At 51.7% G+C, this 26,571-nt stretch carries 25 protein-coding genes and 2 pseudogenes; 12 read left to right on the forward strand and 15 right to left on the reverse strand.

Annotated elements, in window-relative coordinates:
• Positions 1–372 precede the first annotated feature (372 nt).
• The 4 genes from Y71_RS30390 to Y71_RS13610 all read left to right on the forward strand — a co-directional run bounded on the left by Y71_RS30390 (position 373) and on the right by Y71_RS13610 (position 2,349).
• Positions 373–540 (forward strand): hypothetical protein, encoded by a 168-nt coding sequence (locus Y71_RS30390; protein ID WP_007375045.1) that lies wholly within the window; start codon positions 373–375, stop codon positions 538–540.
• A 173-nt stretch (positions 541–713) separates the two neighbouring features.
• Entirely contained in the window at positions 714–1,196 is a 483-nt protein-coding gene (locus Y71_RS13600; RefSeq protein ID WP_035943654.1) for a GNAT family N-acetyltransferase, read from the forward strand.
• Between the two features lie 2 nt (positions 1,197–1,198).
• Positions 1,199–1,741: an NUDIX domain-containing protein gene (locus tag Y71_RS13605; protein WP_007375043.1), complete on the forward strand. Its 543-nt coding sequence runs from the start codon at positions 1,199–1,201 to the stop codon at positions 1,739–1,741.
• Positions 1,738–2,349, forward strand: a complete 612-nt coding sequence (locus tag Y71_RS13610) for a class I SAM-dependent DNA methyltransferase (RefSeq protein WP_007375042.1) — start codon at positions 1,738–1,740, stop codon at positions 2,347–2,349. The genes Y71_RS13605 and Y71_RS13610 overlap by 4 nt, the downstream gene beginning before the upstream one ends.
• Here the strand turns inward: Y71_RS13610 and Y71_RS13615 are convergent.
• A complete protein-coding gene (locus tag Y71_RS13615; RefSeq protein WP_007375041.1) occupies positions 2,334–3,719 on the reverse strand; it encodes an MFS transporter in 1,386 nt (461 codons plus the stop codon). The genes Y71_RS13610 and Y71_RS13615 overlap by 16 nt on opposite strands.
• 131 nt (positions 3,720–3,850) lie before the next feature.
• Here Y71_RS13615 and Y71_RS13620 point away from each other — a divergent pair, with 131 nt between their 5' ends.
• Positions 3,851–4,762, forward strand: coding sequence for a LysR family transcriptional regulator (locus Y71_RS13620; protein ID WP_007375040.1), 912 nt, complete (start codon positions 3,851–3,853; stop codon positions 4,760–4,762).
• A 25-nt stretch (positions 4,763–4,787) separates the two neighbouring features.
• On the opposite strand, the gene Y71_RS13625 is transcribed toward Y71_RS13620, so the two are convergent.
• Genes Y71_RS13625 through Y71_RS13635 form a run of 3 tightly spaced genes read right to left on the reverse strand, consistent with a single transcriptional unit; the run spans position 4,788 to position 8,277 of the window.
• Complete coding sequence (locus Y71_RS13625) at positions 4,788–6,134, reverse strand: MFS transporter (RefSeq protein WP_236946460.1); 1,347 nt, start codon at positions 6,132–6,134, stop codon at positions 4,788–4,790.
• An 18-nt stretch (positions 6,135–6,152) separates the two neighbouring features.
• Positions 6,153–7,070, reverse strand: a complete 918-nt coding sequence (locus tag Y71_RS13630; RefSeq protein ID WP_007375037.1) for a hydroxymethylglutaryl-CoA lyase — start codon at positions 7,068–7,070, stop codon at positions 6,153–6,155.
• A gap of 10 nt (positions 7,071–7,080) precedes the next feature.
• Entirely contained in the window at positions 7,081–8,277 is a 1,197-nt protein-coding gene (locus Y71_RS13635) for a CaiB/BaiF CoA transferase family protein (RefSeq protein WP_007375036.1), read from the reverse strand.
• 236 nt (positions 8,278–8,513) lie between these two features.
• Between Y71_RS13635 and Y71_RS13640 the strand changes: the two genes are divergently transcribed.
• Complete coding sequence (locus Y71_RS13640; RefSeq protein WP_035943454.1) at positions 8,514–10,421, forward strand: sigma-54-dependent Fis family transcriptional regulator; 1,908 nt, start codon at positions 8,514–8,516, stop codon at positions 10,419–10,421.
• Between the two features lie 3 nt (positions 10,422–10,424).
• On the opposite strand, the gene Y71_RS13645 is transcribed toward Y71_RS13640, so the two are convergent.
• On the reverse strand, positions 10,425–12,200 hold the full coding sequence (locus Y71_RS13645) for an EAL domain-containing protein (protein ID WP_007375034.1): 1,776 nt from the start codon (positions 12,198–12,200) through the stop codon (positions 10,425–10,427).
• Between the two features lie 133 nt (positions 12,201–12,333).
• Here Y71_RS13645 and Y71_RS13650 point away from each other — a divergent pair, with 133 nt between their 5' ends.
• On the forward strand, positions 12,334–13,449 hold the full coding sequence (locus Y71_RS13650; protein ID WP_007375033.1) for an endonuclease/exonuclease/phosphatase family protein: 1,116 nt from the start codon (positions 12,334–12,336) through the stop codon (positions 13,447–13,449).
• 75 nt (positions 13,450–13,524) lie between these two features.
• Here the strand turns inward: Y71_RS13650 and Y71_RS13655 are convergent, their stop codons facing one another.
• Complete coding sequence (locus Y71_RS13655; RefSeq protein ID WP_007375032.1) at positions 13,525–14,130, reverse strand: hypothetical protein; 606 nt, start codon at positions 14,128–14,130, stop codon at positions 13,525–13,527.
• On the reverse strand, positions 14,131–15,105 hold the full coding sequence (gene ssp4 / locus Y71_RS13660; protein WP_007375031.1) for an Ssp4 family T6SS effector: 975 nt from the start codon (positions 15,103–15,105) through the stop codon (positions 14,131–14,133).
• A gap of 188 nt (positions 15,106–15,293) precedes the next feature.
• Between ssp4 and Y71_RS13665 the strand changes: the two genes are divergently transcribed.
• Complete coding sequence (locus Y71_RS13665) at positions 15,294–15,668, forward strand: nuclear transport factor 2 family protein (protein ID WP_007375030.1); 375 nt, start codon at positions 15,294–15,296, stop codon at positions 15,666–15,668.
• 211 nt (positions 15,669–15,879) lie between these two features.
• On the opposite strand, the pseudogene Y71_RS30720 reads toward Y71_RS13665, so the two are convergent.
• The 4 genes and pseudogenes from Y71_RS30720 to Y71_RS30725 form a co-directional block, all read right to left on the reverse strand.
• Positions 15,880–16,005: pseudogene (locus tag Y71_RS30720) on the reverse strand (IS3 family transposase); the annotation flags it as partial.
• Positions 16,006–16,026: 21 nt separating this feature from the next.
• The gene (locus Y71_RS13670) at positions 16,027–17,184 is read right to left on the reverse strand and encodes an iron-containing alcohol dehydrogenase (RefSeq protein ID WP_007375028.1); all 1,158 of its coding nucleotides are present in this window, start codon (positions 17,182–17,184) and stop codon (positions 16,027–16,029) included.
• A gap of 63 nt (positions 17,185–17,247) precedes the next feature.
• Complete coding sequence (locus Y71_RS13675) at positions 17,248–17,580, reverse strand: NAD(P)H-dependent oxidoreductase (RefSeq protein WP_354000866.1); 333 nt, start codon at positions 17,578–17,580, stop codon at positions 17,248–17,250.
• Positions 17,581–17,613: 33 nt separating this feature from the next.
• Positions 17,614–17,811: pseudogene (locus Y71_RS30725) on the reverse strand (alpha/beta hydrolase); the annotation flags it as partial.
• Between the two features lie 386 nt (positions 17,812–18,197).
• Between Y71_RS30725 and Y71_RS13680 the strand changes: the two are divergent.
• From Y71_RS13680 to Y71_RS13690, 3 genes are all read left to right on the forward strand, one after another.
• Entirely contained in the window at positions 18,198–19,112 is a 915-nt protein-coding gene (locus Y71_RS13680; protein WP_007375026.1) for an AraC family transcriptional regulator, read from the forward strand.
• A 299-nt stretch (positions 19,113–19,411) separates the two neighbouring features.
• Positions 19,412–20,584: an NAD(P)-dependent alcohol dehydrogenase gene (locus Y71_RS13685; protein ID WP_007375025.1), complete on the forward strand. Its 1,173-nt coding sequence runs from the start codon at positions 19,412–19,414 to the stop codon at positions 20,582–20,584.
• A gap of 159 nt (positions 20,585–20,743) precedes the next feature.
• A complete protein-coding gene (locus tag Y71_RS13690) occupies positions 20,744–21,946 on the forward strand; it encodes an MFS transporter (RefSeq protein WP_007375024.1) in 1,203 nt (400 codons plus the stop codon).
• 83 nt (positions 21,947–22,029) lie between these two features.
• Here the strand turns inward: Y71_RS13690 and Y71_RS13695 are convergent, their stop codons facing one another.
• From Y71_RS13695 to Y71_RS13705, 3 genes are read right to left on the reverse strand one after another with little or no spacing between them, the layout of a single operon-like run.
• Positions 22,030–23,025, reverse strand: coding sequence for a DUF2891 domain-containing protein (locus Y71_RS13695; RefSeq protein WP_007375023.1), 996 nt, complete (start codon positions 23,023–23,025; stop codon positions 22,030–22,032).
• A gap of 26 nt (positions 23,026–23,051) precedes the next feature.
• Positions 23,052–24,038, reverse strand: coding sequence for a DUF979 domain-containing protein (locus tag Y71_RS13700; protein ID WP_007375022.1), 987 nt, complete (start codon positions 24,036–24,038; stop codon positions 23,052–23,054).
• The gene (locus tag Y71_RS13705; protein ID WP_007375021.1) at positions 24,035–24,757 is read right to left on the reverse strand and encodes a DUF969 domain-containing protein; all 723 of its coding nucleotides are present in this window, start codon (positions 24,755–24,757) and stop codon (positions 24,035–24,037) included. The genes Y71_RS13700 and Y71_RS13705 overlap by 4 nt, the downstream gene beginning before the upstream one ends.
• Positions 24,758–25,010: 253 nt before the next feature.
• Here Y71_RS13705 and Y71_RS13710 point away from each other — a divergent pair, with 253 nt between their 5' ends.
• A complete protein-coding gene (locus Y71_RS13710) occupies positions 25,011–25,559 on the forward strand; it encodes a winged helix DNA-binding protein (protein ID WP_007375019.1) in 549 nt (182 codons plus the stop codon).
• Between the two features lie 35 nt (positions 25,560–25,594).
• On the opposite strand, the gene Y71_RS13715 is transcribed toward Y71_RS13710, so the two are convergent.
• The gene (locus Y71_RS13715) at positions 25,595–26,551 is read right to left on the reverse strand and encodes a D-2-hydroxyacid dehydrogenase family protein (RefSeq protein WP_007375018.1); all 957 of its coding nucleotides are present in this window, start codon (positions 26,549–26,551) and stop codon (positions 25,595–25,597) included.
• Between the last annotated feature and the right edge of the window lie 20 nt (positions 26,552–26,571).

Consider the following 26,571-nt stretch of genomic DNA (forward strand, 5'->3'; position numbering starts at 1 on the left):
ATTTTTAACCGGATGAAATGACGAGAATTTCCTTACAAACTGTGTGATTTTTATTCAGGTAAACAGCGATTTTTCACTCCGGTTGACGACATCATTTCTCAGCGAAACTTTCGAATGAAATTTGCGCTAAGGCATTGAATGTTGCACATCGTTTAATCAAATGTTGCAAAAGTAGCGTTACTGTCAACCAACGCAATTATCTCCTGCTTTACCATCTCAACGCAAAAAATAAGATTAATCTTACGCCAGCACCCTTTACGCCAGTACAGCGCAAAACACAGCGAATCGGATAGCCATAATGTTTTCTGGCTGCGGTTGCATGTTAGGTTTCAAAGGGCACCATGAAACCCGTAATACAAAAGGAGATGTATTATGAAAAAATTCAAGGCATTACTCTCAATGCTGTTATTTGGATTATCGATGAATATCGCGGCAGCGCCCCCGGAAAGGAGCAGCGAACCGGACTGGAACGAGGTGTGTCATATCCTTTGTCTGGCCGGTGAAGGCGGCGCTGCCTGCAACTGTGATCTCATTCCCTGATTGCCGCCAGCCGTAACCCCGAAGGAGATGGCGGTAATCCAGGCGCCATCTCCTTTTTTATGGGGTGCTGCATTCTCTGGCAGAATCCTTCCGGCGAATTTTCGGGCGAAAAAAGCGAACACAGCGCGGCTGGTATTGATATGGTAAATATCATTTTCAGCAAAGGAGCGCGTATGACGATCAGACTGGCGGTGCCTGAAGAAGCCGAAACGTTGTGGCACATTCGCAACGCAGCGATCCAGCAGGGGTGTAAAGCGGTCTATTCACCGGAAGTGATCGAGGCCTGGACACCGCAAGCCATGCCGGACAATTACCGTGTGGTGATCGAAGAGAACCCGTTCTATGTTGCCGTCACGCCGGAGAATATCCCCGTTGCCAGCGGGTATCTCGATCTGCGCACCTGCAGTGTGGAAGCCATTTTCACCCTGCCGCAGTGGAGCGGCAGAGGCCTGGCTTCGGCCATCATCACTGCGCTGAAGCAGGAAGCTCGACGCCGCGGTTTTACCCGCCTGACGCTGGCATCAACGCCGAATGCCTGCCGTTTCTATCAACAACAAGGGTTTCGCGTTATACAGGAAAGCCGGTATCACTCAAAAATGGCGCGAGCCGATCTGCGCTGCTTTGATATGGAATGCGAACTCATCCCAGGAGAATAATGATGTCCGACATCAAAACCCTCGCCAGCACCGAAGTTTACCGCAATAAATGGATGCGCCTGCGCGAAGACCGTATTCTGCGTGCCGACGGCAATGAAGGGATCTATTCCGTGGTGGAGAAACCCGACTTCGTGGTGATTATTGCCCGCGAGGACGATGCACTGTACATCGTTGAGCAGTACCGTTACCCGATTGGCAAACGCACCCTCGAACTGCCGCAGGGATCGTGGGAGTGCGCGCCTGAGGAAGATCCGTTGCGCGTTGCCGCCGGGGAACTTCAGGAAGAGACCGGGTTGATTGCCGGACGTATGCGCCATGTCGGCTATCAGAAACTGGCACAGGGCTACTCCAACCAGGGCTATCATATCTTTCTTGCAGAAGATCTGACCCAGCATCAGACCTCGCTGGAACCGGAAGAAGTCGGCCTGACAGCGCGTAAAATAAGGCTGCGTGAGTTTGAAGCGCTGATCGCAGAAGGTGTAATCAGCGACGCCACGTCGGTGACTGCGTATCTGCTGGCGAAGCTGAAAGGAATGCTGGTATGAGTCGCTCTGAGGCCGCCAGTGCCATTCTTTCCCTCTATCAACGTCACGCCGCTGCGTTCGCGCAGCAACGTTCGCAAGCGCTGTTTGAAAAAAGCTGGCTGGAGAAATTCGCCGCGCGCTTACCAGAGAATGGGCGGATTCTGGATATAGGCTGCGGCAATGGTCAACCGATCGCCGCATGGTTTATCGCTCAGGGCTTTCATCTCACCGGCGTGGACGGCGCGCAGGCAATGCTGGAAAGGGCCCGGCAGACTTTTCCGTCTGCGCGCTGGGTTCACCAGGATATGCGCCAGCTTACGCTGGGGGAAACCTTCGACGGCCTGATCGCCTGGGACAGCTTTTTCCATCTGACCCAGGACGATCAGCGCAGCATGTTTGCCCACTTTGCCCGCCACAGCCATCCCGGCAGTGTACTGATGTTTACCTGCGGGCCGGAGGACGGTATCGCCATCGGGCAATTTGAGGGCGAACCGCTGTTTCACGCCAGCCTCGCGCCTGAAGAGTACCGGCAACACCTGGCGGCAATCGGCTTTCGCGTGCTGGAGATGCGGGCGGAAGATCCCGACTGTGCCGGCCACACGGTCTGGCTGGCTCAGCGTACGGCCTGATTCGGCAAGCGACGCAGGCGGCTCAGACTGAAGGCGATTGCCAGCAGCGTCGCTATCATCGCCAGCCACAATCCCAGCCGTATCGCCAGCGCTTCCTGCGTTGGCGTGCAGAGTGCCAGCATCACGCCTACCAGCGCCGCGCCAAGGCACTGTCCAAAGGTGCGCACAATGGCTAACACGCCAGAGGCATAGCCGCTGTGCTCGCGTGAGGCGCTGGCGAGCATCTCCCGGTTGTTCGGGCTTTGAAAACAGCCGAAACCCATTCCGCAGATCAGTCCGCGCAGGCTGATATCCCACGCCGCCGCATTTTGCGGCAGCAGCACCAGCAGCAGCAACCCAACGGCGAACAGCAGTAACCCGGCAGTGGCAATCTTTGCGGGCGCATAGCGATCTGCCAGCCGCCCGGCATGCGGCGCCACCAGAATGATGCCGACCGGCCAGGCGGTAAACAGCAAAGCCGAGGTAAAGGCGCTGTAGCCATAAACATTCTGAAAGAGAAATGGCAGCGCGACAAAAGTCACGCCCTGGCTGATAAACGAGGCCAGCGAGGTGAGCGCAGCAAGAGAGAAACGGGACGAGGCAAAAAGCCCCAGCGGCAGCAACGGTTGCGGCGCCCGCTGTTGACGGCGCACAAACGCCAGCCCGCTCGCCACCGCGATCGCAGCCCAGGCCGTGCCTGTGCAGGATATGTCTGTCGACGCCATGATGGCCGCCCCCAGCATCAGCGCCGAGAACAGCGCGCCCTGCACATCAAACGGCCCGCTAACGTTGGTACTTTTTCCCGGAATGACGCGCAGGGCAAATGCCAGTGCGATAGCGCCCAGCGGAATATTGATGGCAAACAGCCATTGCCATCCCAGTGCGCTCAGCAGAGCGCCGCCAATGACCGGCGCAATCGCCGTGCTGGTGGCGATCAGCAGGGCGTTGATGCCGAGAATGCGTCCCAGCAGACGCGTGGGGAAAATTGAGCGCAGGATCGCTGGTGCAATACTGAGCGTGGCCGCGCCGCCAATCCCTTGCAGTACGCGCATGGTCACCAGCACCGACAGTGATGAGGATAACGCGCACCCCAGCGATGCCAGCGTAAACAGCAGTAACCCGCAGGCAAACAGCGGGCGGAACCCCATGCGGGCGGCAAGCGCAGCAAAAATAGCCAGCGTCATGGCGGCAGAAAGCAGATAACCATTCGCCACCCAAACGGCGTCCCCCGCGGAGACATGCAGCGCACGGGCGATTTGCGGCAGGGCAATATTCACCATCGTGCCATCAAAAACGGCCATCGTGGTGCTGGTCATCAGCGCAATCAGCGCCAGCGCGCGCTGACGCCCCGCTAACCCTTCGTCGCCAGGCAGGTCTGTAAACAATTCCATCATTACCTCAGGATAAGTTGTGCTTGCATTGACTCTACTTTCGCGGGATACATGGCGGAAGACGCAGCAGTTGCATTGATACAGTGCAGCAAACGCCATATCTTATTAATCACTATGAGAAACAGCCTGCTATGACACAACCGGACCTGAATCTGCTGTTTGCGCTGGATATTCTGCTGGCCGAAAGAAGCGTTGCCGCTGCCGCCCGAAGGCTGGGGCTGAGCGCATCGGCGATGAGCCGCACGCTGAGCCGCCTGCGGGAAACCACCGGCGATCCGCTGCTGGTGCGGGCAGGGCGGACGATGGTGCTGACGCCTTATGCCGAAGCCATTCGCGAACGCACGCAAAACGCCGTTTTCGAGGCGCGGGCGGTATTGCGCCCGGCAACGCCGGTGCTGGACATTGCCAGCTTGCGACAGATGTTTACGCTGCGTGCCAACGACGGTTTTGTTGAAGCCTTTGGCCCGTCGCTAATTGCACAAGCCGCTGCCATTGCGCCTGGCGTAACGCTGCGCTTTACGCCGAAAGCGGAGAAAAGCGATAAACCGCTGCGCGAGGGGCGGGTCGATCTGGAGATTGGCGTGCTGGGGGAAATGGGGCCGGAAATTCGCGTACAGGCGCTGTTTCGCGATCGTTTTGTCGGCGTCGTCAGAAGCGGCCATCCGCTGGCGCAACAGCAGGCAGTGAGCGTTGAACAGTATGTCTCGTTTGCGCATGTTGTCGCCTCACGGCGCGGGCTACTGAGCGGACCGGTGGATGAAGCGCTGGCCGATGCCGGGCTGAATCGCAATATAGCCGCCGTAGTGCCGGGCTTTCCGGCTGCGCTGGCGGTAGCGCGCGCCACTGATTTGATTGCGCTGGTTCCGGCCTCGTTCCTGATGAATAAGGCGACAAGCGAGGGGCTCTGCGTATTTGAACTGCCGGTCAAAACCCGCGGCATCACCGTTTCACAGCTCTGGCATCCGCGTTCGGAAGTTGACCCGGCGCACCGCTGGCTACGGCAGTTTGTGCTGAACGTTTGCCGCACGTTGCGGCCAGACTGAAAAGGGGGCTTTCGCCCCCTGACGTTTAACGACGCACCACCGTGACCTCTTTCGATAACGGTTCAATGACCGTGGCAACAAGCATAAAACACAACATGCAGAAGCCGGTCATGGTCATAAACACCGCATCCCAGTTCCAGCGATCAAGGATGACCCCGACAATCAGCGGCATGCACATGCCGCCGAGTTGTCCACCCATATTGATCACACTGTAGGCCACGGGATAGATCTCTTTACTGACGCGGCCCATGGCATACACCGAATAGGCGGAATAACCGAGAGAAAGCATCAGCCCGAGCATAAACAGCATCAGAGAAAGAATCGCTTTGCTTTCAGGGGCAAACACCAGCGAATACATGGTGAAAATCGTCGCACCTGCGCTCAGCAACATCAGCGGCTTACGTCTTTTATTCAGCACCCGATCTGAAAGCACGCCGCCGAGAAAATTGCCCAGCACGGTGCCGAGGAAAGGCGCGGCCGCCAGCGCGGCGGAGCTGGTGAGATCGAAGCCGCGCTCGGTGATCAAATACTTCGGCAGCCACGACATCAGCACGCTGACAATGCCGACCATCGAGAAGTAGCCTAATGCCACGCCATAAATATCCCAGCACCTGAACACCTGCTTCGAAGTGGTGAGCTCCTCCACCTGGCGGGTGCGGATCAGGGTGTCCAGCCAGCAGTAGCGGAAGCAGGCCTTCTGCGGCGCCTCTCCGTGTTGCGGCGTATTACCCGGTAACTCGTCGCGAATGTATGCCGCCTCCTGTTTGTTCACAAAGCGGCTCTCTTCCGGTTTGTTACGCACCATGAAATACCAAAAGATGGACAACAAAACCCCGGGAATAGCGAAAAAGACGAAGATATAACGCCAGCCCCACGTCATGATGATCCACGCACAGAGGGCGGGAACAATCAGCGGACCGAACTTTGAACCAGCAAGAAACAGGCCGGTGGCGGTGCCTTTTTCTTTCGCCGGAAACCACTGATTAATGGTCGCCGTCGAGCCAATCACCACCGGCGCTTCGCTGACGCCAACAAAGAAGCGCAGCAATTTCAGCACCAGCACATTATTCACCACGCCCATTAAGGCGGTGAAAATGGAGGTCAGAAACATGCCGAGCGCAAATGCATTGCGCATACCATATTTTTTAATGACATACCCGGCCGGGATTTGAAACAGCGCATATCCGGCAAAGAACAGGCTGATTAATAAACCGGCCAGGGTATTGGAGATATTAAATTCCTCCTGAATAAAGGGCAGGGCAAAACCAATATTTGCCCTGTCGGCATTTGCCACGGTGTAGATAACAAAGATAAAGCTCATTACCCACCACCGGTAATGCGTCATGGTGGGTTTATCCATATTATTTTTCATATTTCATTCCCGGGAGATTCAGCATTGCGGATCGTAAAAAGCAAATTCGCGGTAAGTTCGGGCACGCGATAAACTGCTTAATAACGCAGGTTCAATGGACTCACGAATTAATGCAGAGACCTCCAGCAGCGCATCGAGTGATATTCCGCAATCGAACCCCATGCGGGAAAACATATTTACCACATCTTCCGTTGCGGCATTTCCGGCGGCGCCCGGTGCGAAGGGGCAACCGCCAAGACCGCCAACCGCCGTTTCAAAACGCGTCACGCCGTTTTGCAGGCCAGCCATCATGTTGGCCAGCGCCATACCGTGCGTGTTATGCATATGCAGGCCGATATCGAGATGCGGGAACCGGGCGCTGATGCGTTGCAGGAGATCTGCAGTCTGGCGGGGATTCGCCACGCCGATGGTGTCGCACAGCGTAATGTGGTGAATGCCAAGATCCGCGGCGAAACGGATCATCTCCAGCAGCGTATCGGTGCAGGTGGCACCGATAAAAGGGCAGCCAAACGCGGTGGCCAGCGACAGCGAAATCTCCAGATCCGGATGCGCCTGGCGAATGGCCGCCAGCTCATCCAGCGACTGCGGATGCGTACGGTTAATATTGGCCTGGTTATGCGCCGGGCTGACGGAGATAACATAATTCACCCGCGAGATCTGACTCTCCACCGCTAATTGCGCTCCCCGGCTATTTGGTACCAGCACCCATGGCGTTATCGTCGGGTGCTTTTCAAGCACATGCGCAATGACCTGTTTGGCATCCGACATTTGCGGGATCGCTTTCGGGCTGACCATCGAGGTTATTTCGATGTTTTTCGCACCGGCGGCGATCAGTTTATCGATAATACGAATTTTCAATTCTGTCGGAATCGGCTGCTTAATATTCTGGAAGCCATCTCGCGGTCCGACTTCGGTAAGTTGAATAAATTTTCCCATGGTGTTGGCCTTACAGAATACCATCGTTGATAAGCTGCTCTATTTCCGCATCGGAATAATTGAGCAGTTCTTTTAATATTTCGTGGTTGTGCTGGCCCAGCGTTGGCGCGGGCATTCTGATGGAAGTTTTGTTGTTGGAGAATTTAACCTGATTACCGGTCATGGTAATTTTACCGGCCACCGGATGTTCAATATCGACAAACATTTCACGCGCCACGGCAATATGTGGATCTTTGGTGACGCGGTCGATGGTGTTGATAGGGGCCGCGGGAATCCCTGCCGCCAGCAGCAATTCAACGATCTGGTCAATCGGGTGTTCGCCGGTCCAGCGCTCAAGGATGGCTTTCAGTTCTGCATGGTGGGTGACGCGCGCGATATTGGTGCTGAATCTGGCATCCTCCAGTTCACTGATTTTCAGCGTCTGTTTCAGCAGTCCAAACAACTTGTCGTTGCCACAGGCGATAATGACGTAACCGTCCTGCGCCTGAAATGAATCGTAGGGATAAATCGCCTCATAACGGTTACCGATGCGCGTCGGAATGCGTCCGGTGTTCAGATAGATAATATTGATGATCTCCAGCGACGAGACCATCGCATCAACTAGCGCGATATCCACTTTGTCGCCGACCCCGGTTTTCAGGCGGTTGGCGTAGGCGGCAAGGACACCGATGGCGCAGCTCATACCGCCCACCACATCGGCAATCGCTGTGCCGGTGCGGGTAGGTGGGGTATCGGCCCAGCCCGTGGTGCTCATTAGCCCGCTCATCGCCTGGCCGATAATGTCGTATCCCGCGCGTTTAGCGTACGGCCCGGTGTGGCCGAAACCCGACACCGCGCCATAAATAATGGCTGGATTCACCTTGCGCAGATCTTCATAACCGAGGCCGAGTTTTTCCATCACACCCGGACGGTAATTTTCCAGCACAATATCGCTGTTGCGCACCATCTCAAGAAAAATAGCGCGCCCTTGTTCAGACTTCAGATTCAACGTAATACCGCGTTTATTGCGATTAAGATTCATAAAGTAGGCGCTTTCGCCATTTATTTGCGGCGCGTTTGCGCGGGCATCATCGCCTTTACCCGGTAATTCAATTTTAATCACGTCAGCGCCAAAATCAGCTAACATCATTCCACAGTAAGGACCGGCAAGAACGCGAGTAAGATCGAGAACGCGGACGCCACTTAATACACCAGACTTATTATTCATTCCTTTTCCTTGTAAGATAAAAATATAATTTGTGGAAGCATATACTTCACACGGGTGTTATTAATCCAATCGCCATGCCAAAAAACAAAAAAGGAAAGAAATGACTTAACAGCATGAATTTTAATGTTTTTAATTGATGAAAATAAAAAACACTACGCCAGACTCAATATCAATTGTGTTAGAAATATCAACTGTGATATTGATTTAATAAAACGACAACATTGAAAATTATCGCCATGAACAAGAATCCTCTGCCAAACCTTGCATTAATTACACCTTACCCGCAACTGGGCGAAATAGTCGCTGAACAATGTACGGGTATTTTTAACTGCCACGTTTATCATGGCAGCCTCGAGAAAGCGGCCAGCATCGCCAGAAATCTTGATACAGAGTATTACGATGTTATTCTGAGCCGGGGAGGGACAGCGGAATATATCGAAAAATCAACGCAGATTCCGGTGGTTAAAATACTGACATCGACTGCCGATTTACTGAAATCGCTCATTCCGCTGAAAAATTATCCGCAGCATATTGCCTTTTTTAATTACCAGACCTACTTAACGGATGTATTACTTATTGCGCAGGCGCTGAATATCACCATCGATGAATTTGTTTTTTTATCGCACGCCGATATGACCGAAAAACTGGAGCAGTGTCGGCGCCGCCGCTATGCCACGGTGACCGGCGGTTTTCCGGTCACCGATAGTGCAAGGCAATATGCGATGCAGGGCATCCTGATCGAAAATGGTGTCGAATCGGTGAACAGCGCGCTGCGTGAAGCACTGGCGATAGTGGAAACAACGAAACGCAAAGCGCAGGATACCGCCAGGCTGGAGATCATTTTGTCGTCCATTACGGAAGGCATCATTGTCACCAATGAAAATAATGAAATTCAGGTGTTTAACCGCAGCGCAGAAAAGATTTTCGGCTTGAGCGGAACACAGGTAATAGGTAAACCTGTTGATTCAATTATTAAAAACACACGGATAAACCAGGTGCTGCTGACCGCAGCGCCGGAGATCCGCGAATTGCAGGAGCTGGATAGCACCTCCATTATCACCAGCCGGGTGCCGATATTTATGGGCAAACGCTGCATTGGCGTGGTTTGCTCTTTTACGGATACGCCGCAGATAGAGAAGGTGGAGCGTATCCTGCGCGGCAAGCTTAAGAAAAAAGGGTTCAATGCCCGCTATACCTTCGATCATATCTTCACCGCCAACGGTGAAATGCAGGCGATCAAAAAGCTGGCGCAAATTTATGCCCGCACCGATTCTCCGGTGATGATTTACGGGGAGTCCGGCACCGGCAAAGAGCTGTTTGCCCAGAGCATACATGACCACAGTCTGCGCAGTCGCGGGCCGTTTGTCGCCATCAACTGCGCGGCGATCCCGGAAAGCCTGCTGGAGAGTGAGCTTTTTGGTTATGAAGGCGGCGCGTTTACCGGTGCCAGGCGGGAAGGAAAGTCGGGGCTTATCGAGCTGGCGCATCAGGGAACGCTGTTTCTCGATGAAATTGGCGAACTGCCAATGACCATCCAGAGCCGCTTATTACGGGTGCTCCAGGAGTATGAAATCATGCATATCGGCGGCAAAGACGTGATCCCGGTCGATGTCAGAATTATTGGCGCGACCAATCGTTCGCTGGAGAAGATGAGCGAGGAAGGCGGGTTTCGCCGCGATCTCTACTACCGACTGAATGTGCTGCCGCTGGCGGTTCCGCCGCTGCGGGAACGTCCGGAAGATATTCGTTATCTGGCCGGGATGTTTCTTTGTGAGTGGCAGGCAGAACATCTGCTGGAGCAATTTCTCGATCTGTTCACCGGCTGGCACTGGCCGGGCAATGTCCGCGAACTGCGTTTTATCCTTGAGCGTCTGGCGTTGTTGTCAGGGGAATTTCCGACCTATTCGTTGTATGAATTGCTGACACTGACCGGTTTTTCGCTGGCGGGCAGTAACAAACCCGCAGCGATTAATGATGCTGTGACCGTGGATCTGAACAAAGGATCGCTCAAGGCGCTGGTTCGCGACATTGAGCGGCAGGTTATTACCCTTTATCTGCGACGTTACAATCAGGATCAGCAGAAAGTGGCCCGGCACCTTGGGATCAGTAAAATGAGCCTGTGGCGCAAATTACAGGAAGATTGACGCTTAACCATCGTTTTGCGCCAGCCAGGCCGGGATCTGTTCAGGAAGCAGGGGCTTTGAGAAGAAGTATCCCTGTGCTTCATCGCAGCCGAAATCTTTAAGCAGTTGCGCGGTTTCTGCATCCTCAATGCCTTCCGCCAGCACAATGTAATCCAGCTCTTTCAGCATCTGGATAATGTTGCGGGCGATAATCTGGCTGCCCCGATCGCTGGTGACTTTACAAATAAGCGAACGATCTAACTTAATGATATCGATAGGAATAGTACGCAAATAACTGATATTGCTGTAGCCCGCGCCAAAGTCGTCGAGCAGGATTTTAAAGCCGCGCATTTTTAACATATCCAGCTCTTCGAGGGCGATGGAGTTTTCCAGCACTTTCTCCGTCTCCAGACATTCAACCCGCAAATCGGCAGTGGTCAGCCCGGCCTGAAGAACTTTCTCTTCCAGCGCATTTGCAAACCCGGCGTTGGACAAATCGCTGGCGGCTAAATTAACCGAAATCGGGATGGTGATGTGGTTTTTGCGCCACGCCACCAGTTGTTTGATGGCAGTGGTCACCACCCATTGGGTGATATCGGACATCAGGCTGGTACGCTCCGCCAGCGAGATAATCACCGTCGGCGGAATATTCCCCAACTGCGGATGCTTCCAGCGGAGCAGGGCTTCAACCCCTTCGGTACGCCCGCTATGCAGGTTGATTTTCGGCTGATACACCAGATAAAGCTGGTTATCTGTTTTGATGGCTTCGCCCAGATCGTAGAGGATTTTGAAATCGCGATTGCGCTTTTGATCCATGGCGGAATCGAAGGCAAGCAGGGGGATATTTTGTCGTATCGCTTCGTGCAGGGCGCTGATCGCCTGGCGAAAGATTTCTCTGACCGCCGTCTGGCCCGCCACAAAATGAATAAACCCGGCGTGAATGTTCAACGAAATCTCAATATCACCAGTAATTTTCGCGCTGGTGGGCGGCAGATTTGCCGCTTTACGCAAAACGGCTTCTGATTCATCGGTTTTCACTAACAGGGCATAACGACCGGTGGCAAAAGCATAGAGAGGCGATTGATCGCGCAAACCGAGCCGCACTTGTAATAAAGTCGCGAAGCTTTTCAGCATATTTTCGACGGCGCTCAACCCAAGATAGCGCGACAATTCATACGCTCTCGGCATATCAATGCAGTCGAAAATGATCAGCGTGTACTCACCGGACGGTTCATCCGCCGCAATGCGTTCGATCGCCCTGAGCAAGTTTTGCCGGTTCGGCAGAGCGGTTAAAGCATCAATCTGGCCGACCGAGTTCCAGCATTCAAGCCAGGAAGAAGCCAGCGCGGCAATGCTCAGGAAATCCGCAATCTGTTGTGTCGAAGGGGTAAGCGGCGTTCGGTTGCTGACGCAGAGCGTACCGAGCATGTCGCCCTCTTTATCTCTGAGCGGAGCGGCGGCATAAAAAATCACCGCACCATCTTTCACCAGCGGATGGTGGGCAAACCGGGGATCGTTTCGCGTGTCGCTGCAAATCACCGGCGCAGACTGCGCGAAGACGTGTTTACACATTGTCTCCTCAAGCGGCGTGATTCCCGCAACTTCCGGGAGATTGGCAGCATATTTGACGTACTGGAACACATCATCAATTACCGTGACAAAACAGCCTTCGACGCCCATAAGCTGGCTGGCAAATGCCGCAAATTCCCCTAGTGCGCTGTCACGTTCTTTATCTTCGTGCTTCAACAACTCCAGCGCTGCAAGCCGTCTGGCTTCTTTTTTGTTGAGTCCGCTGAACATTCTGCTCTCCCGGTGGCTGGCTGTTTCTGTCATGCTGAAGACACAGCCGACGACTACAATCATAACCGGAAACTGCCTGTGCGACAGCGTTCTGGCGCAACAGAAGCGGCTGAACTCAAGGGGAGGGTATATGATGCGGCTGGCGTCTTACAATGTGGAAAACTTATTCGATCGCGCGAAGGCCATGAATCTGGCCGACTGGGACGAAGGCAAACCGATTCTGGAAAAGTTTGCCGCCCTGAATGCGTTACTCGGCGAATTAACCTATACCGCCGAAATGAAACAAAAAATGGTGGTTTTGCTTAACGAGCTGGGGCTGAAAAAGTCTGATACTGGACCGTTTGTGATCCTGCGCCGTAACCGTGGCAAACTGCTGACGCGGCCGACAGATGGCTCGGAGATCCGTATTATCGCCGAAGGGCGGGCCGACTGGGTTGGATCGCTGGAGCTGCGCGCCGCGCCGGTGGATGAAACGGCCATGCTGTTGACCGCGCAGGTGATGATTGATCTGCAGGCCGATATTCTGGCTGTCGTCGAAGCGGAAAGCCGACCCGCGTTGCTGGCGTTTAACCGCGAAATCATTCCTGCCCGTAATGGCAAGCCGTTTGAGCATGTGATGGTGATTGATGGTAACGACGAACGCGGGATCGATGTCGGTTTGATGACCGTCAGCGCATTCCCGATTGCGACCATCCGTAGCCATGTTGATGATAAAGATGCTGATGGCGCGCTGATTTTCTCCCGTGATTGCCCGGAGTTTGCTATCCCGTTAAAGGATGGCAGAACGTTGCATGTGTTAGTGAATCACCTGAAAAGTAAAGGCTTTGGATCGCAAAGCAGCTCGGACGCCCGCCGCCGTGAACAGGCCGAACGGGTGAAAGCAATTTACCAGCAACGCATCAAAGCGGGAGAAACGCTGATTGCCATTGTCGGGGATTTTAACGATACGCCCGACAGCCAGCCGCTTGCGCCACTGCTGAAAGATACCGATCTACGAGATATTTTCACCCACGCAAAATTTGATAATGGCGGCTATCCGGGTACCTGGGGAAGCTGTACCGCCAATAACAAAATCGACTATATCCTGTTGTCGCCGGCGTTATGGGAAACAGTAAAGCAGGGCGGCGTATACCGTAAAGGGATGTGGCCCGGCGTGCGTCCGGCGAAGTGGGAAACTTACGCCGAACTGAAAAAACCGGTCAATGCCGGTTCGGATCATGCCGCTGTGTGGGTTGAACTGGATCTGTAAGGCGCAGGAGGCGTCGAAGCGGATATTTTGAATCCGGTATTGCCGCTGCGGAATAATAATCGCAGCGGCTTTATTTTATCGTTTTGAAAGGGATATGTTCTGACGCTGAATATTCAATTGCTTGCGCCAGACCCGGTTGTGCAAATATAACGCATTGGTGCGGCAAAACATGGCGCTATTAAGACATTTAACGCTACAACCAATGAAAATTAGCCCCAACAATGAGCTGATAACAAACCACAGTTGACGTTCAGCGCCAAACAATGCCGGAACAAAGGCTGTCAGAAAGAATATCATGGCGACCAGCGACGTCACAAAAAGCGTGCACAGATAAACCTTCATCGCCGATAAAAAACCCCGAGAAATTAATACCATAGCGATAATAATGATGGCGCTATAGAGCAGTGATACAGGGATCACTGCGGCCATTACGGCATAATGCGGCAACGACAGCCAGCTAAAAATCGCCAGCCAGATAAAGGGTTGGGGAAGGGCGAAGCTAAACACCGCGAGGATCATGCTGGCAATCAACGGCAGGCCCATCATATGCCAGCCCGCAGGAATCCCCAGCCGATCCTTTAAACGATCCTTTAATTTTTCCAGCCGTTCCGGATCGTTCGTTTTTATTTTCTCTGCTACCACAGCACTTAACGTAAGGCTTCTTTTTATATATTTCATCATCTACCAATTACTTCCTGTAAAGGAAAATGACTGTATCAGACCAATAATGTACTGCCCAGAGGTTTTCATATTGCCAGGGTTGCGGATCGTTCCGGTTAACGCGCTACCGGCAAAGGCTGAGGTATTAACCAGTGCCGCCGTCAGCTCACGCTGCAACGCAGTTTGTAATGCTTCTGAAGGATAACGTTTCGGGTAAAATCCTGCTTTCATCGCTGCTTTTACGCCGGTGTTGGATATTCCCGGGTTTTGCGCGCGAATAATTTCCTCGGTAATGCGTTTACGTTCGGCGCGGCTTAAATTCTTCAGCCAGTTTGTTACTCTGGAAGACGTTGCGCCTTTCATCAGCTTGTAGGTTTCCAGGGTACTTTTTAATCCGGCCCCGGCGCCAGCCAGTGAGAGAATATCCAGCGCGGTGCTGGTCGTGACATACCAAGATTCGCTGTCAAGCCAGGTTACCACGTCGTCATTATTGGTGGCGATCAGTGAGATGCGCCCCAGCCCGATAGCGCATTGCGCCACGGTGGCTACCGTTCCGGCAGTAATGATCGCCGCCACCACGCCTGAAGCCCCGGCAGTCAGCGGTACGGCTGCGCCAGCGCCCAGCGCGAGAACGCCGGTGACGACTGCGGCTCCGCAAGAAATGGCCGTCGACGTAATTTCATTCGCCAGTGAAGGTGCCTGAATCGTCGTATTGATGGCTTGAGCTGCGCTGTAGGTGGATTGAGAATTTACTTTTGTAACAATAACATGGCTAACAGTACTTTGATTCGGCGTGGCGATCCGCCGCGAAGGACGCACCAGCCATTGACGCGGCCCATCCGAATAAATGATGCCGACCTGGTGAAAACTGCGGGTACAGTCGAGTTGATTGCCCAGTGACGTAAAGTCAAAGTCATCACCGGGGGCCAGGCCCAGGCTGCGTGCAAGACCGTAATCGGGAAGGTTGTTACCAGAGAGTTGGCCGGGGAAGGTCATCGAGTCGCTCCATCGTTAATGTTCTTATGTATTTGAGATGTTAAGAATAAATGGCATAACGCGGTAAACAATTAAGAATAATCTGAATGAATTATATACAGCCGATAAATGGATGAAGCTTACAGATCGGGTGCCGGGGCGAAAACGCGCAGTTCGGCATTTATCGGTGGAAATGGAAAAGGTGAACTATGACAGAGGATTTACAGTCGCTAATTGTCCAATACGAACGGCAGCTCCATCAGGCAGAAATTCGTAGCCAGCAGATTGCCATTGAGAAATTACTGCACAGACATTTTTTCGAGATTGGTCGTTCGGGGAAACGATACGGCAGACAACAAGTTATCGATTCATTATTGGCAGAAACCGACCGACAGCAAATCGCGTCGGAGGAATTCGCATTAACGCAGATCGAAAGCGGAGCGCTGCTACTGACATACCGGACGTTCAGGCAAAGTCCGTCGGGAGAGAAAATGCACCGCACATTGCGCACATCGTTATGGGTCAGAAATGAAGATGACCGCTGGCAAATGATTTTTCATCAGGGAACGCCTGAAGCGGATTGAGCGGTCTGCGGCGGGTCTGAAAAGCCGTAAACCAAGGATAAAACAAGCAACACAATCACAGGTGCGAAATGCTGGATTCTTCCTGATTACATGTTAGTACGCATAATGTATATTATGTTAAATGGCATGTATGGGTTAGTAACTTCATAAACCCAGGCTACACTCCATCAAATACTCCCGGCCCCATTCACGCAGGCGTGCCAGCGTCAGTTCTTTTTGCCAGCACGTCCTGCAACATCGCCTTCTCGGGGCTCAGATCGGCCCCCCGTTTCTTCAGCCGCAGATTTTCCTCTTTCAGCTGGCGCATGTGCTTCAGCTCAGAGGGCGAAATGCTGCCGATAGAACGTGGATATTTTTATTACAACGCCAGTTTCAGTATTTCCTCTACTTTCTCTGTCGTAATATTCGCATGTTCACCCAGGGCAACATGGCCGTGCTCTTTCAGTTTATTGGTTACCGCCGGAATAATATCATCCCCCAGACCATAATCAGATAAACGGGTTTTAACCCCCATGGTTTCGAAAAATGCGACCGTTGCGTCGATAGCCTGAAGAGCCATCGTTTCAATATCAGATGCCGGGATATCCCAGACACGTTCACCATACTGGGCAAGTTTCTGTTTCTTGTCAGCCAGCGCGTATTTCCAGATAGCCGGGATCATTACCGCCAGCGTGCGGGCATGATCAAGGCCGTACAGACCTGTAATTTCCTGTCCGATCAAATGTGATGCCCAGTCTGCGGGGGTCCCCGTACTGAGCAGGCCATTCAGCGCCATCGTTGCGGCCCACATAATGTTCGCCCTGGCATCATAATCCTCAGGATCTGTCAGGACTTTTGGGCCCTCTTCTTTCAGGGTGTTCAGCAGACCTTCTGCCAGGCGATCCTGTACTTTGGCATTCACCGGATAAGTCACATATTGCTCAAGTACATGCACGAATGCATCAACCACACCATTAGCCGTCTGATTTGGGGGTAAAGTAAATGTCAGTTCAGGCTCCAGAACCGAGAACTGTGGCATAACGTACGGGGATGCAAAAAACAGCTTATCTTTTGTTTCTGCTTTAGTAACAACTGCGACATTATTCATTTCTGAGCCTGTTGCGGCAATGGTCAGTACACAACCTACCGGTAAAGCCCTTTTCACTACGCTCCCGTAACTTTTAACAATATCCCAGGCATCACCGTCATAGCACGCAGCCGCTGCGACAAATTTGGTGCCGTCAATAACTGATCCCCCACCCACTGCAAGCAGAAAATTGACACCTTTATCCTTAACAAGCGCAACAGCTTCCATCAACGTTTCATAATGTGGATTAGCCTGGACTCCTCCGAACTCATAAACCCTATAGTTTTTCAGCGAATCCCGTACCTTTTTCAGCGTGCCATTACGGTTAACACTCCCTCCGCCGTAAACAATCATTACGGTTTTATCACCCGGAATTTCATTACCAATTGAGGAAATCTGATCATGGCCAAAAATAATTTTGGCCGGGTTATGAAAAATAAAATTTTGCATAATTAGACCTTGTCAATACATGCGGATAAGTAAATAAAATCGCGTCTATTTCGCTTATAGCACTCAGGCAGATAAATGGCTGACTAACTCGCTACTCAAATGATTCATTCTTTCGGGAGAAACATTCACGGCATTATAAATCACCAGTGGCTGGAGATATTTCATTCCTACATATAGTGCAGAGGCTTTCATCGGAGCCAGTACGTCAGCCATGCTGCTTTTAATAAGCCCGTCTGCTGAATACATTTGCTCCGCGGCACCGGCTGAAGTGACTACCATCATTTCCTTGTTCTTCAGTGCATGCCCCTCAGGACCAAATGCCCACCCATAACTCCAGACCTCGTTTAAATAAGATTTGAGATTGGGGGTAAGGTTAAACCAGTGTGTCGGATACATAAATATGACCCTGTCAACGCCATCATACGCATCTTTTTGGTGATCCACTTTATCACTCCTTGGGAATGTTTTATCCCACGTCTGTACCAGACGCACTGGAGAAGCTGCTGTACCTGGCGCAGGCTGGGCGACCGCAGATTCTGCTGAAATCATGGCCAGCGCTCCGGCAAGGAGTGCGCCATTAAAAAAGCGCTTTGAAGATTTTATTGTCATGGTATTAAAACCTTTCATTCGTTGATAAGGAGGGCTATTTTTAAATCGCACGCATGAGTATTTCAGTCACAACATCCTGCGGATAAACACTGGTGATACCAAACGCCTTAATATTAATCTGGACGTTCTCTACGATGGCAGCGAGTTTTCTTCGGATTATCTTCCTTGCATTTGAATGCGTTCTTTTTCATCCCCGACTTAAATAGTGCAGTGTGATGAAATGGCTTACCCGGTGAGGGTCTCATTCCGGTATTGCTATTTTGGATAGCTCTTAGGAAATGTGTTATTAAAATACTATGAGTTTTTTGCCTGATCCTATTAGCCTGTCGTGAAAGTGTATATTCCATTTTTTTAAACTGATAAGTTAATGTCGTAAAGACGTGGCAAATGAGAGGCATTTCAAAATGGTTTTGGACAAATCGGTTGAAGATTTACTCGGGAGGCTTTCCCGGGATATCGCGCAGCGCACGCCTGGTACCGGTGATTTCCCCACAGCAGTAGAAGGACTGGAATTATTCCGGCGGAACGAACCTGCTTCTCCAGTAAGCTGCCTGGTCCCTCCCAGTGTCGTTCTGGTGGTCGATGGTGCGAAAATCATGTGGATTGGGGGGGAGCCTTATAAATATGATGTGGAAAAATTCCTGATCACGTCTCTCGACTTGCCCGCAAGTTCAGAAGTGCTTAAAGCATCGTCATCCCGGCCCTGCGTCGGTATAGCCTATCAACTCGATCAGCGCGTATTGATTGAGTTAATTGCACAGGGAAGCCTGCCGCCAGCCAAAAAAAGAGACATCGGGGCAGGAGTCGGAATAGGTACCGTTACTGATGTTCTGTTAGAGCCTTTCTGCCGTCTGCTTTCATTGCTTGACGAGCCAGAAGCAATCCCGGTTCTTGGCCCACTTATTCAGCGGGAAATACATTACCGGCTTCTGATGAGTGACCAGTCCGATCATCTCAGGCAGATTGCGGCCGTAGACGGTAATGGCTACCGTATCGGCAAAGCTATTGACTGGTTAAAGACCAATATTGCATCGCCTTTACGTATCGAGGAACTTGCGAGTCGGGTGCAAATGAGTACGCCCTCTTTTCATCACCATTTCAGGCAACTTGCTGGAATGAGTCCGCTTCGTTACCAGAAATGGCTGAGACTCAATGAGGCAAAACGACTGATGCTGAATGAGCACTATGATGTCACTACCGCAGCATTTGCTGTCGGTTATGAAAGCTTATCCCATTTCAGCCGCGAATATACGAGGATGTTTGGGTTATCCCCTAAAAGGGATATCACTGTTCTGAGAAAGTCAGTCAGTGAGCTTTAATATCCCACCGAACTATTTCCACGAACTGCATGTTTAACATAGCGCTATTGTCAGGCATATATGACAACAAAATTAAGCACTCATAGGATCGGACAAATAATTTGTCGTATTTGTGTATTTTATGCTAACGCAAGTATGTAAATTGCTCTTTAGTCAGATTATCCGAAGAAACCCACTAGCATCCTGCGGTAATTAAGAAAGGTTTCTCTGACTGACGTCAGTCCTTACCAGAATACATTCTGCCTCTCTTTCAGAAGCAGAAATCTAACCCGGTCAAACTTATGAGCAGGAGTATATTGATGGATGATAAAAAGAATCTCAGCCGTCGCGAGTTTGTTGTTCGTTCTGGTGCGGTAATTGGGGCAGGAGTATTGCTGAGCACTCCTCTTGGTTCACTTGCAGCAGACACAAATGGTTCGAGAGTAAGAACGCGCGGTTACGCGGCTTTTGACACCTCGGGGAAACTTGCACCCTGGTCCTTTGAACGCAGAGCCGTTGGCGACAACGATATTCTGATTGAGACAAAATATGCCAGCATTTGCCATTCTGATATTCATCAGATGAAAGGACACTGGGGTGTTCAAAAGTACCCTCAGGTTCCCGGACATGAAATTGTAGGCATTGTCGCTGCGGTTGGAAAGAATGTCACCCGGTTTAAAGTCGGTGATAGAGCAGGTGTTGGATGTATGGTTAACAGCACGCTGCCAAACTCACAGTTGATGAGCCTGGAGAATACAGAACAATACAGCCCGGCTACTGTATTTACATATGGTTTCCCTGAAAGTGATTCCCCGACGGGAATTTCTCAGGGCGGATATTCCACAAACATCGTGGTACGGGATCATTTCGCTGTCCATATTCCGGATAACATCAGCTTTCAGGAAGCGGCACCGTTGCTGTGTGCAGGAATAACCACATACTCCCCGCTCATGAAGGCAGGTATCGTCAAAAACATGAAGGTAGGAGTGGCAGGAATTGGTGGTCTGGGCCACATGGCCATAAAACTTGCTGTTTCCAAAGGAGCCGAGGTATACGCTTTTACAACCACACCGTCAAAAGCCGACGACATTCTTTCATTCGGGGCCAAAGAAGTTATTGTGGTCGATAGCCCGGAAAAATTCAAAGCTTATCAGGGAACGCTGGATTATATGATATCCACGATCCCCTATCAGTATGATGTCGCGGCCTACGCATCAGTCGTGAAGCCATACGGGACATTCACTCAGGTCGGGATGCCTGAAGGTTTTCAGATTACACTTAATGCACTTGGGCTTGCTGCATCAAGGGTTAATTTCAACGCGTCAATGATAGGCGGCATGAAAGAAACTCAGGAAGTGGTTAATTACTGTTCACAAAACAAAATATTGCCCACAATTCAGATTATTAAAGCTGATCAAATTAATGAGGCGTGGGATAACGTCTTTAATAAGAAAGCGCGATATCGCTATGTTATAGATGCATCGACAATTTAATATCAAATATTATTCAGAATAAGAAGTCCCTTCCCTTTCAACGTAAATTAATTTTATTTTTGATGTAGATATTAACCCTCGTTCGCAATGAAAATAACCCTCTTTTTTTTCGGGGCCTGTGCCCCTTTTTTTTGATGTTCTGCATTAAAGGTAGTCACAATGAAAACAAAACATTCAAAAATAAATCAACCAACTTTGAATGATGCTAATACCGTAAATGACTCTAACTGGAATGGCGTATTTGCTATTTCACTCTGCGTTTTTGCCCTGATTGCTTCAGAGTTCATGCCCGTCAGTCTGTTAACGCCGCTTGCCAGAGATTTAGGGATCACTGAAGGCACTGCCGGCCAGGGAATGACGATTTCGGGGGTCTTTGCCGTCGTGACAAGTCTTACCGTACGCAGGCTCGCTGGAGGGCTGAACCGTAAGTTTCTTTTACTGGCATTAACCGCCCTGATGGGCATATCGGCCATGATCGTCGCTCTGGCGCCTAACTTTGCTGTCTATATGTTGGGCCGCGCGCTGATCGGTGTGGTGATTGGCGGCTTCTGGTCAATGTCTGTCGCCACAGCTGTAAGACTGGTACATATCAGCCACGTTCCGCGTGCGCTGGCCGTTTTCAATGGCGGAAATGCCCTGGCGACGGTAGTGGCCGCTCCACTTGGTAGCTATCTTACGGCTGTCATCAGCTGGCGAGGTGCATTTCTGTGCTTAGTGCCTGTAGCTATGGTCACGTTCGTCTGGCAATGGGTAAGCCTCCCCTCCATGGAAACTGGCAAGTCCCGTAATACTGGCTCAACCATTGCCTCGCTTTTACGGAAGAAAAATGTCGCAATGGGTATGTGCGCCGCCGGTATCTTTTTTATGGGGCAATTTACTCTTTTTACCTATGTCAGACCTTTCCTGGAGAATGTCACTAAAGTTAATTCAGGCGCAGTAACGCTGATATTGTTAATGATTGGAATAGCAGGAGTCGTGGGAACGACGGCGATTGGGTTTGTGATCAAAAACCGCCTCTATCAGACACTCATTACAATACCGCTGGTTATGGCTTCAGTTGCAGTGATTCTTATCCCCATGGGTAACAACGTACTGGCAGTATGTGTTTTATTGGGGGTATGGGGTGTGCTGTCAACAGCTGCACCGGTAGGATGGTGGAGTTGGGTTGCTCATGCGACTGCATCTGATACTGAATCAGGTGGAGGTCTGATGGTTGCTACAGTCCAGTTTTCGATTGCGCTAGGTTCTACGTTGGGTGGGGTTTTGTTTGACCAGTTTGGTTTTCAGAGCACGTTCGGACTGAGCGCAGGGATACTCATCATCTCAGCAGTGTTGGCTCTGTGGGCATCGAAGCAAAAATAATGCGTTAAAACTTGAGATGCTGATGCAAACGTTTTTCAGCATCGGCTTGGGTGCAGCACTATCACGCTGCACCCACCTACCCTTTACTCCAGCGCCAGCAGCGCGAAACTGGCCAGCCAGTGGCCGCCGCTATAATGGCTTCCCACTACATGTTCTACGCTTGCCGCAAGATGGCGTTTCACAGCATCGTTTAACGCTTTTTGCCCGGCATGATTTTCCGGTAACGCCTGCGCGATATGTTTCATGCACCAGGCGCGGCTGAGATTTAGCCCGTCAAGATGGGCAATTTTCGGATCGGTACGGTCGCTGACTTCCGCCGGATTCATCAGCGCCGAAACCGACGCCACATCCGGTAAGAACGCATCGAACCAGGCCGGGAAATTGGCGGTGACTTTACTCATTAACAACGCTTCGGTCAGCGCGCCCGAAATATACTCATCGCCGCCTGGCTCATAGTGCGCAGGATAATCGGTATCTGCCAGATAATAGCGGTTTGCAGCATCCAGAATGGCCTGCTCAAGCGGCCGATCCGCAAGCGCACGGGCGTAATCCAGCGCCAGTGCCAGCGCAAACGCCGTGTTGTAATGCGTGCCAACACGGATGGGATACGTCAACTTGCTGAGATAATCCACCAGCCTGTCGCGAATATCCTGGGTTAAAGGCTCCAGCACCTGATGCCAGCCTTGCGCCTGCGGCAGTGATGAGTGCTTCAGTTCCTGAGCCAGCGCCAGCAGCCAGCCGTAGCCATAAGGGCGCTCAAACGAGGCGCGGAACGGCGCGTTAAAATAGGCCACTTCCTGCGCCACCTTCTCTTGTGTCAGGTGCTCATCAAAAAGCGCGGTGATCTCCGATTTGCACGCCAGATCCGGGTAAAGACGCACGCAGCGCAGCAACAGCCAGTAACCGTGTACCGCGGAGTGCCAGTCAAAGCAGCCGTAAAAGATGGGATGCAGTTCCCGTGGCGGCAAGACATCACCATCATCATTAAGCAAATGCATAATGTGATTCGGGTATTCCTGACGTAAATAGGTTAATGGCATGCGGGCAAAGGCTTCTGCCTGATGTTGAGTTAATTGCATAACTGCTCCTTAATTCGTTGCCGCGCTTAGCGAAACACGAGGAAATACATTAAGAACACGTTAACCACCAGCAGGGTTAACGCCGTCGGGATCTGAATCTTAATCACCTGGTATTTATCTTTCAGTTCCAGTAACGCGGCGGGAACGATATTAAAATTCGCCGCCATCGGCGTCATCAACGTGCCGCAATATCCCGCGTACATACCAATCGCCAGCAAGGGGGCGGGGTTTCCGTGATGCACATTAATCAGGAACGGCAAGGCGATACCGGCACTCAGCACAGGAAAAGCGGCGAAGGCATTACCCATAATCATGGTGAAGAGCGCCATGCCAATGCAGTAAATCACCACCAGCATGAAGCGGTTATCCGGATTCACAAACAGGCTCACCACCTTTTGCACCGATTGGCCCGTATCAGCCACCACAAATACGCCGCCCAGCATGGCGAGCATTTGCGGAAGGATCACCGCCCAGCCAATGGTATCCACCAGGCGCCGGGACTGGCGAATAGCATGCAGCGGCGTTCCGCGCGTCAGCCACCAGCCCGTCAGGATCGCGGCGACGCAGGCGACGCATAAAGCAGCCAGCGTGAGTTGTTTCTGGTCGAGCAGATAAACGCCGCCAACAGCAACCCCTTTCAGGAATAACGTCCCCACCACTGTCACTACCGGGATCATCAGCGCTGGCAAGAAAAGCCAGTTTTTCAGGCGATTCGAGGAGGCAATGCGTTCAGCCTCGGTAGACATTTTGTAATGCCCTTTTCCAACCAGGCCAAACCCTGCAAGCAGAGCGATGACAATAACGCCGCCGCCAATAATTCGGTAGGCCAGTGATTTACCCAGTTCCTGAACCATCAGATCGCCAAACAGAAAAATCCCGCCAAACAAAAACCAGAACAGCGCCGTCGTAAAGCGCTTAGGATTGCCGCGATCCCGTAATGTCATGATTACCAGCAGCATCACGACAAAACCAATCAGGTAATAAACGCGGTTAATGGTCATCAACGTCATCATTGAACGATCTCCTGCGCGCCCTGCTCTGCTTTCCATGCCATCACGTCGCGACGGATGCTGGCATCCAGACGCAGCAAGCGCGTCATATGAATAATCAATGCCGAAAGCGCGGTGGGAATGGCCCATAAGCCGATATGCAGCGGTTCAATCCCTTCAATACCGTTCTCCTTCAGGAACGCATCGATCAGTAACACCGCGCCGAAGGCGATAAAGATATCTTCACCAAAGAAGACCGCAATGTTGTCGCACGCGGCAGCATGCGCTTTGATTTTGTCGCGGATATGCTGGGGTAATTCGCCGTATTCATTCAACGCGGCCCCTTCGGCCATTGGCGCCAGCAGTGGACGAACCGTTTGCGCATGCCCGCCAAGCGACATCAAGCCCAGAGCCGCCGTTCCCTCACGCGCGACAAAATAGAGCATCAAAATCCGTGCCGATGTCGCGCTGGCAATCTTTGCCACCCAGGCCTGCGCTCGCTCTTTCAGACCGTAATACTCCAGCAGTCCGATAACCGGCAGGATCAAAATAAAAGTGGCCAGCGAGCGGCTATTGACGAACTTTTCGCCAAAGGTTTCCAGCAGCGTCCCGAAATCCATTCCCACTAACAATCCGGTAGTCAACCCTGCAACAACGACCACCAACAGCGGGTTGAAGCGCAGTGCAAAACCAATAACCACTATCGGTATGCCGATAAGTGGCAGCAGTGTAGAACCGTCCATAACGTTTACCCTATCTAAAGTGAGCGTTGCGCGCCGATGGCGATTTTTTTAATACTTCGTATTCAAACGAAGCGAGGTGCATTGCGGCGAGCGATGTTGTGTATTGCGACAGCCCTGCGGTGTTCACAGAACCGGTATGAAAAGCTATATCTGAACCGCAAAAACATGTAAACGATTTATCAATAAAATGTTCTTATTTTATCGCTTTCCGTTTACATTTTTGGCTAAGAGTCACACTCCAGTAAGGAACCTTATGAACTCAAAAAAGAGCGCCACATCAACGAATAGCGACGATATTGCGGATGGCCGTATCGTCTCTTCACGCCATCTGGTTTCCGAACGCTGCGCTGAATTATCGGAGCTGGAGTATGCATTGATCATGACCAGCAACGCCTTCAACAAATGGATGGTGCGCTGTATGACCGCAGCAGGTGAACCTGATATGGGGGCTTTTGATGTCTCACTTCTGCATCACGTGAATCATCGCAATCGCAAGAAAAAGCTGGCAGATATCTGTTTCGTCCTGAACGTAGAAGATACGCATGTGGTGACCTACGCCCTGAAAAAGCTGATCAAAGCAGGCTACGTGACGAGCGAAAAAGCCGGAAAGGAACTCTTTTTCTCCACGACCGATGAAGGAAAAGCGTTATGCATGAAATACCGCGATGTGCGTGAAGCCTGCCTGATTAGTATTCATGCGGAAAGCGGGATCCCGGGGCAATCCATTGGCGAAACGGCGCAGCTTTTGCGCACCATCTCATCCCTTTACGACACGGCCGCCCGCACCGCCGCGTCGCTGTGAAACATTGCCCGCCTCTCCCGCCGGAGAGGCCGTTTTCAGCGGTTTATCACCTGTGAGGTATCACCGGCAAAAAAACGCACCACGTTATCGAAGGCCGTTTTGAAATATAACTCATAGCTGGCTGTTTCCACGTAACCCAGATGCGGCGTACAGAGCACATTCGGCATTTCCAGGTAAGGGTTATGCGTATCGTATACAGGCTCTTGTTCGTAGACGTCCAGCGCGGCATATCCGGGGCGCCCCTGGCGCAGCGCGTGGTAAAGCGCGCCTTCGGCAACCAGTTCAGCACGGCTGGTATTGACGAATAACGCATCCGTTTTCATCAGTGCGAGGTCGGCGGAAGTGATATTGCCTTCCGTTTGCGCCACCAAACGTTGATGCACGGTGATCACATCGGAAGTTGCGAAAAACTGCTCGCGATTTTCCGGCACCTGCAACCCAGCGGCACGTGCCTCTTGCTGCGCACGCTCGCTTCCCCACACCTGAACCTGCATGTCAAATGCCTGCGCATAGCTGGCAATTCGCTTACCGATTTTGCCGTATCCAAGGATCCCTAAAACCTGTTTATTCACCGCCGATCCGATTTCCGTTTGCCAGCGCCCCTCTTTCATGGCATTCACCGAAGAAACGAATTTTCTTCTGGATGCCATAATCAAGAGCCACGTTAATTCAGCGGGTGCCACCGGAGAACCGACACCTTCGACAACAGCGACACCGGCCCGCGTGCAGGCGTCAATATCCACATTTCTTGCCAGCTTACCCGTTTGGCTAATTAACTTCAGATTCGGTGTGCGGCGCAAAAACGCCTCATCAACAACGGTTCTTTCCCGGATGAGGATTAATGCCTGGGCGTTGAATAACGCGCTCTCTGCCTGCGTCTCTTTGCTTAAATCGCCCAGCGCAGAACAATGGAATTTATCATTCTGCCGCAGAAAACTGAGCTGCTGCGTGGCAAGCTGATAGTCGTCCGGAATTAACACCTGAATAGCCATTCTGCCCTCTCAATGTTGAA

The organism is Kosakonia radicincitans DSM 16656 (genome assembly GCF_000280495.2).
Lineage (GTDB): Bacteria > Pseudomonadota > Gammaproteobacteria > Enterobacterales > Enterobacteriaceae > Kosakonia > Kosakonia radicincitans.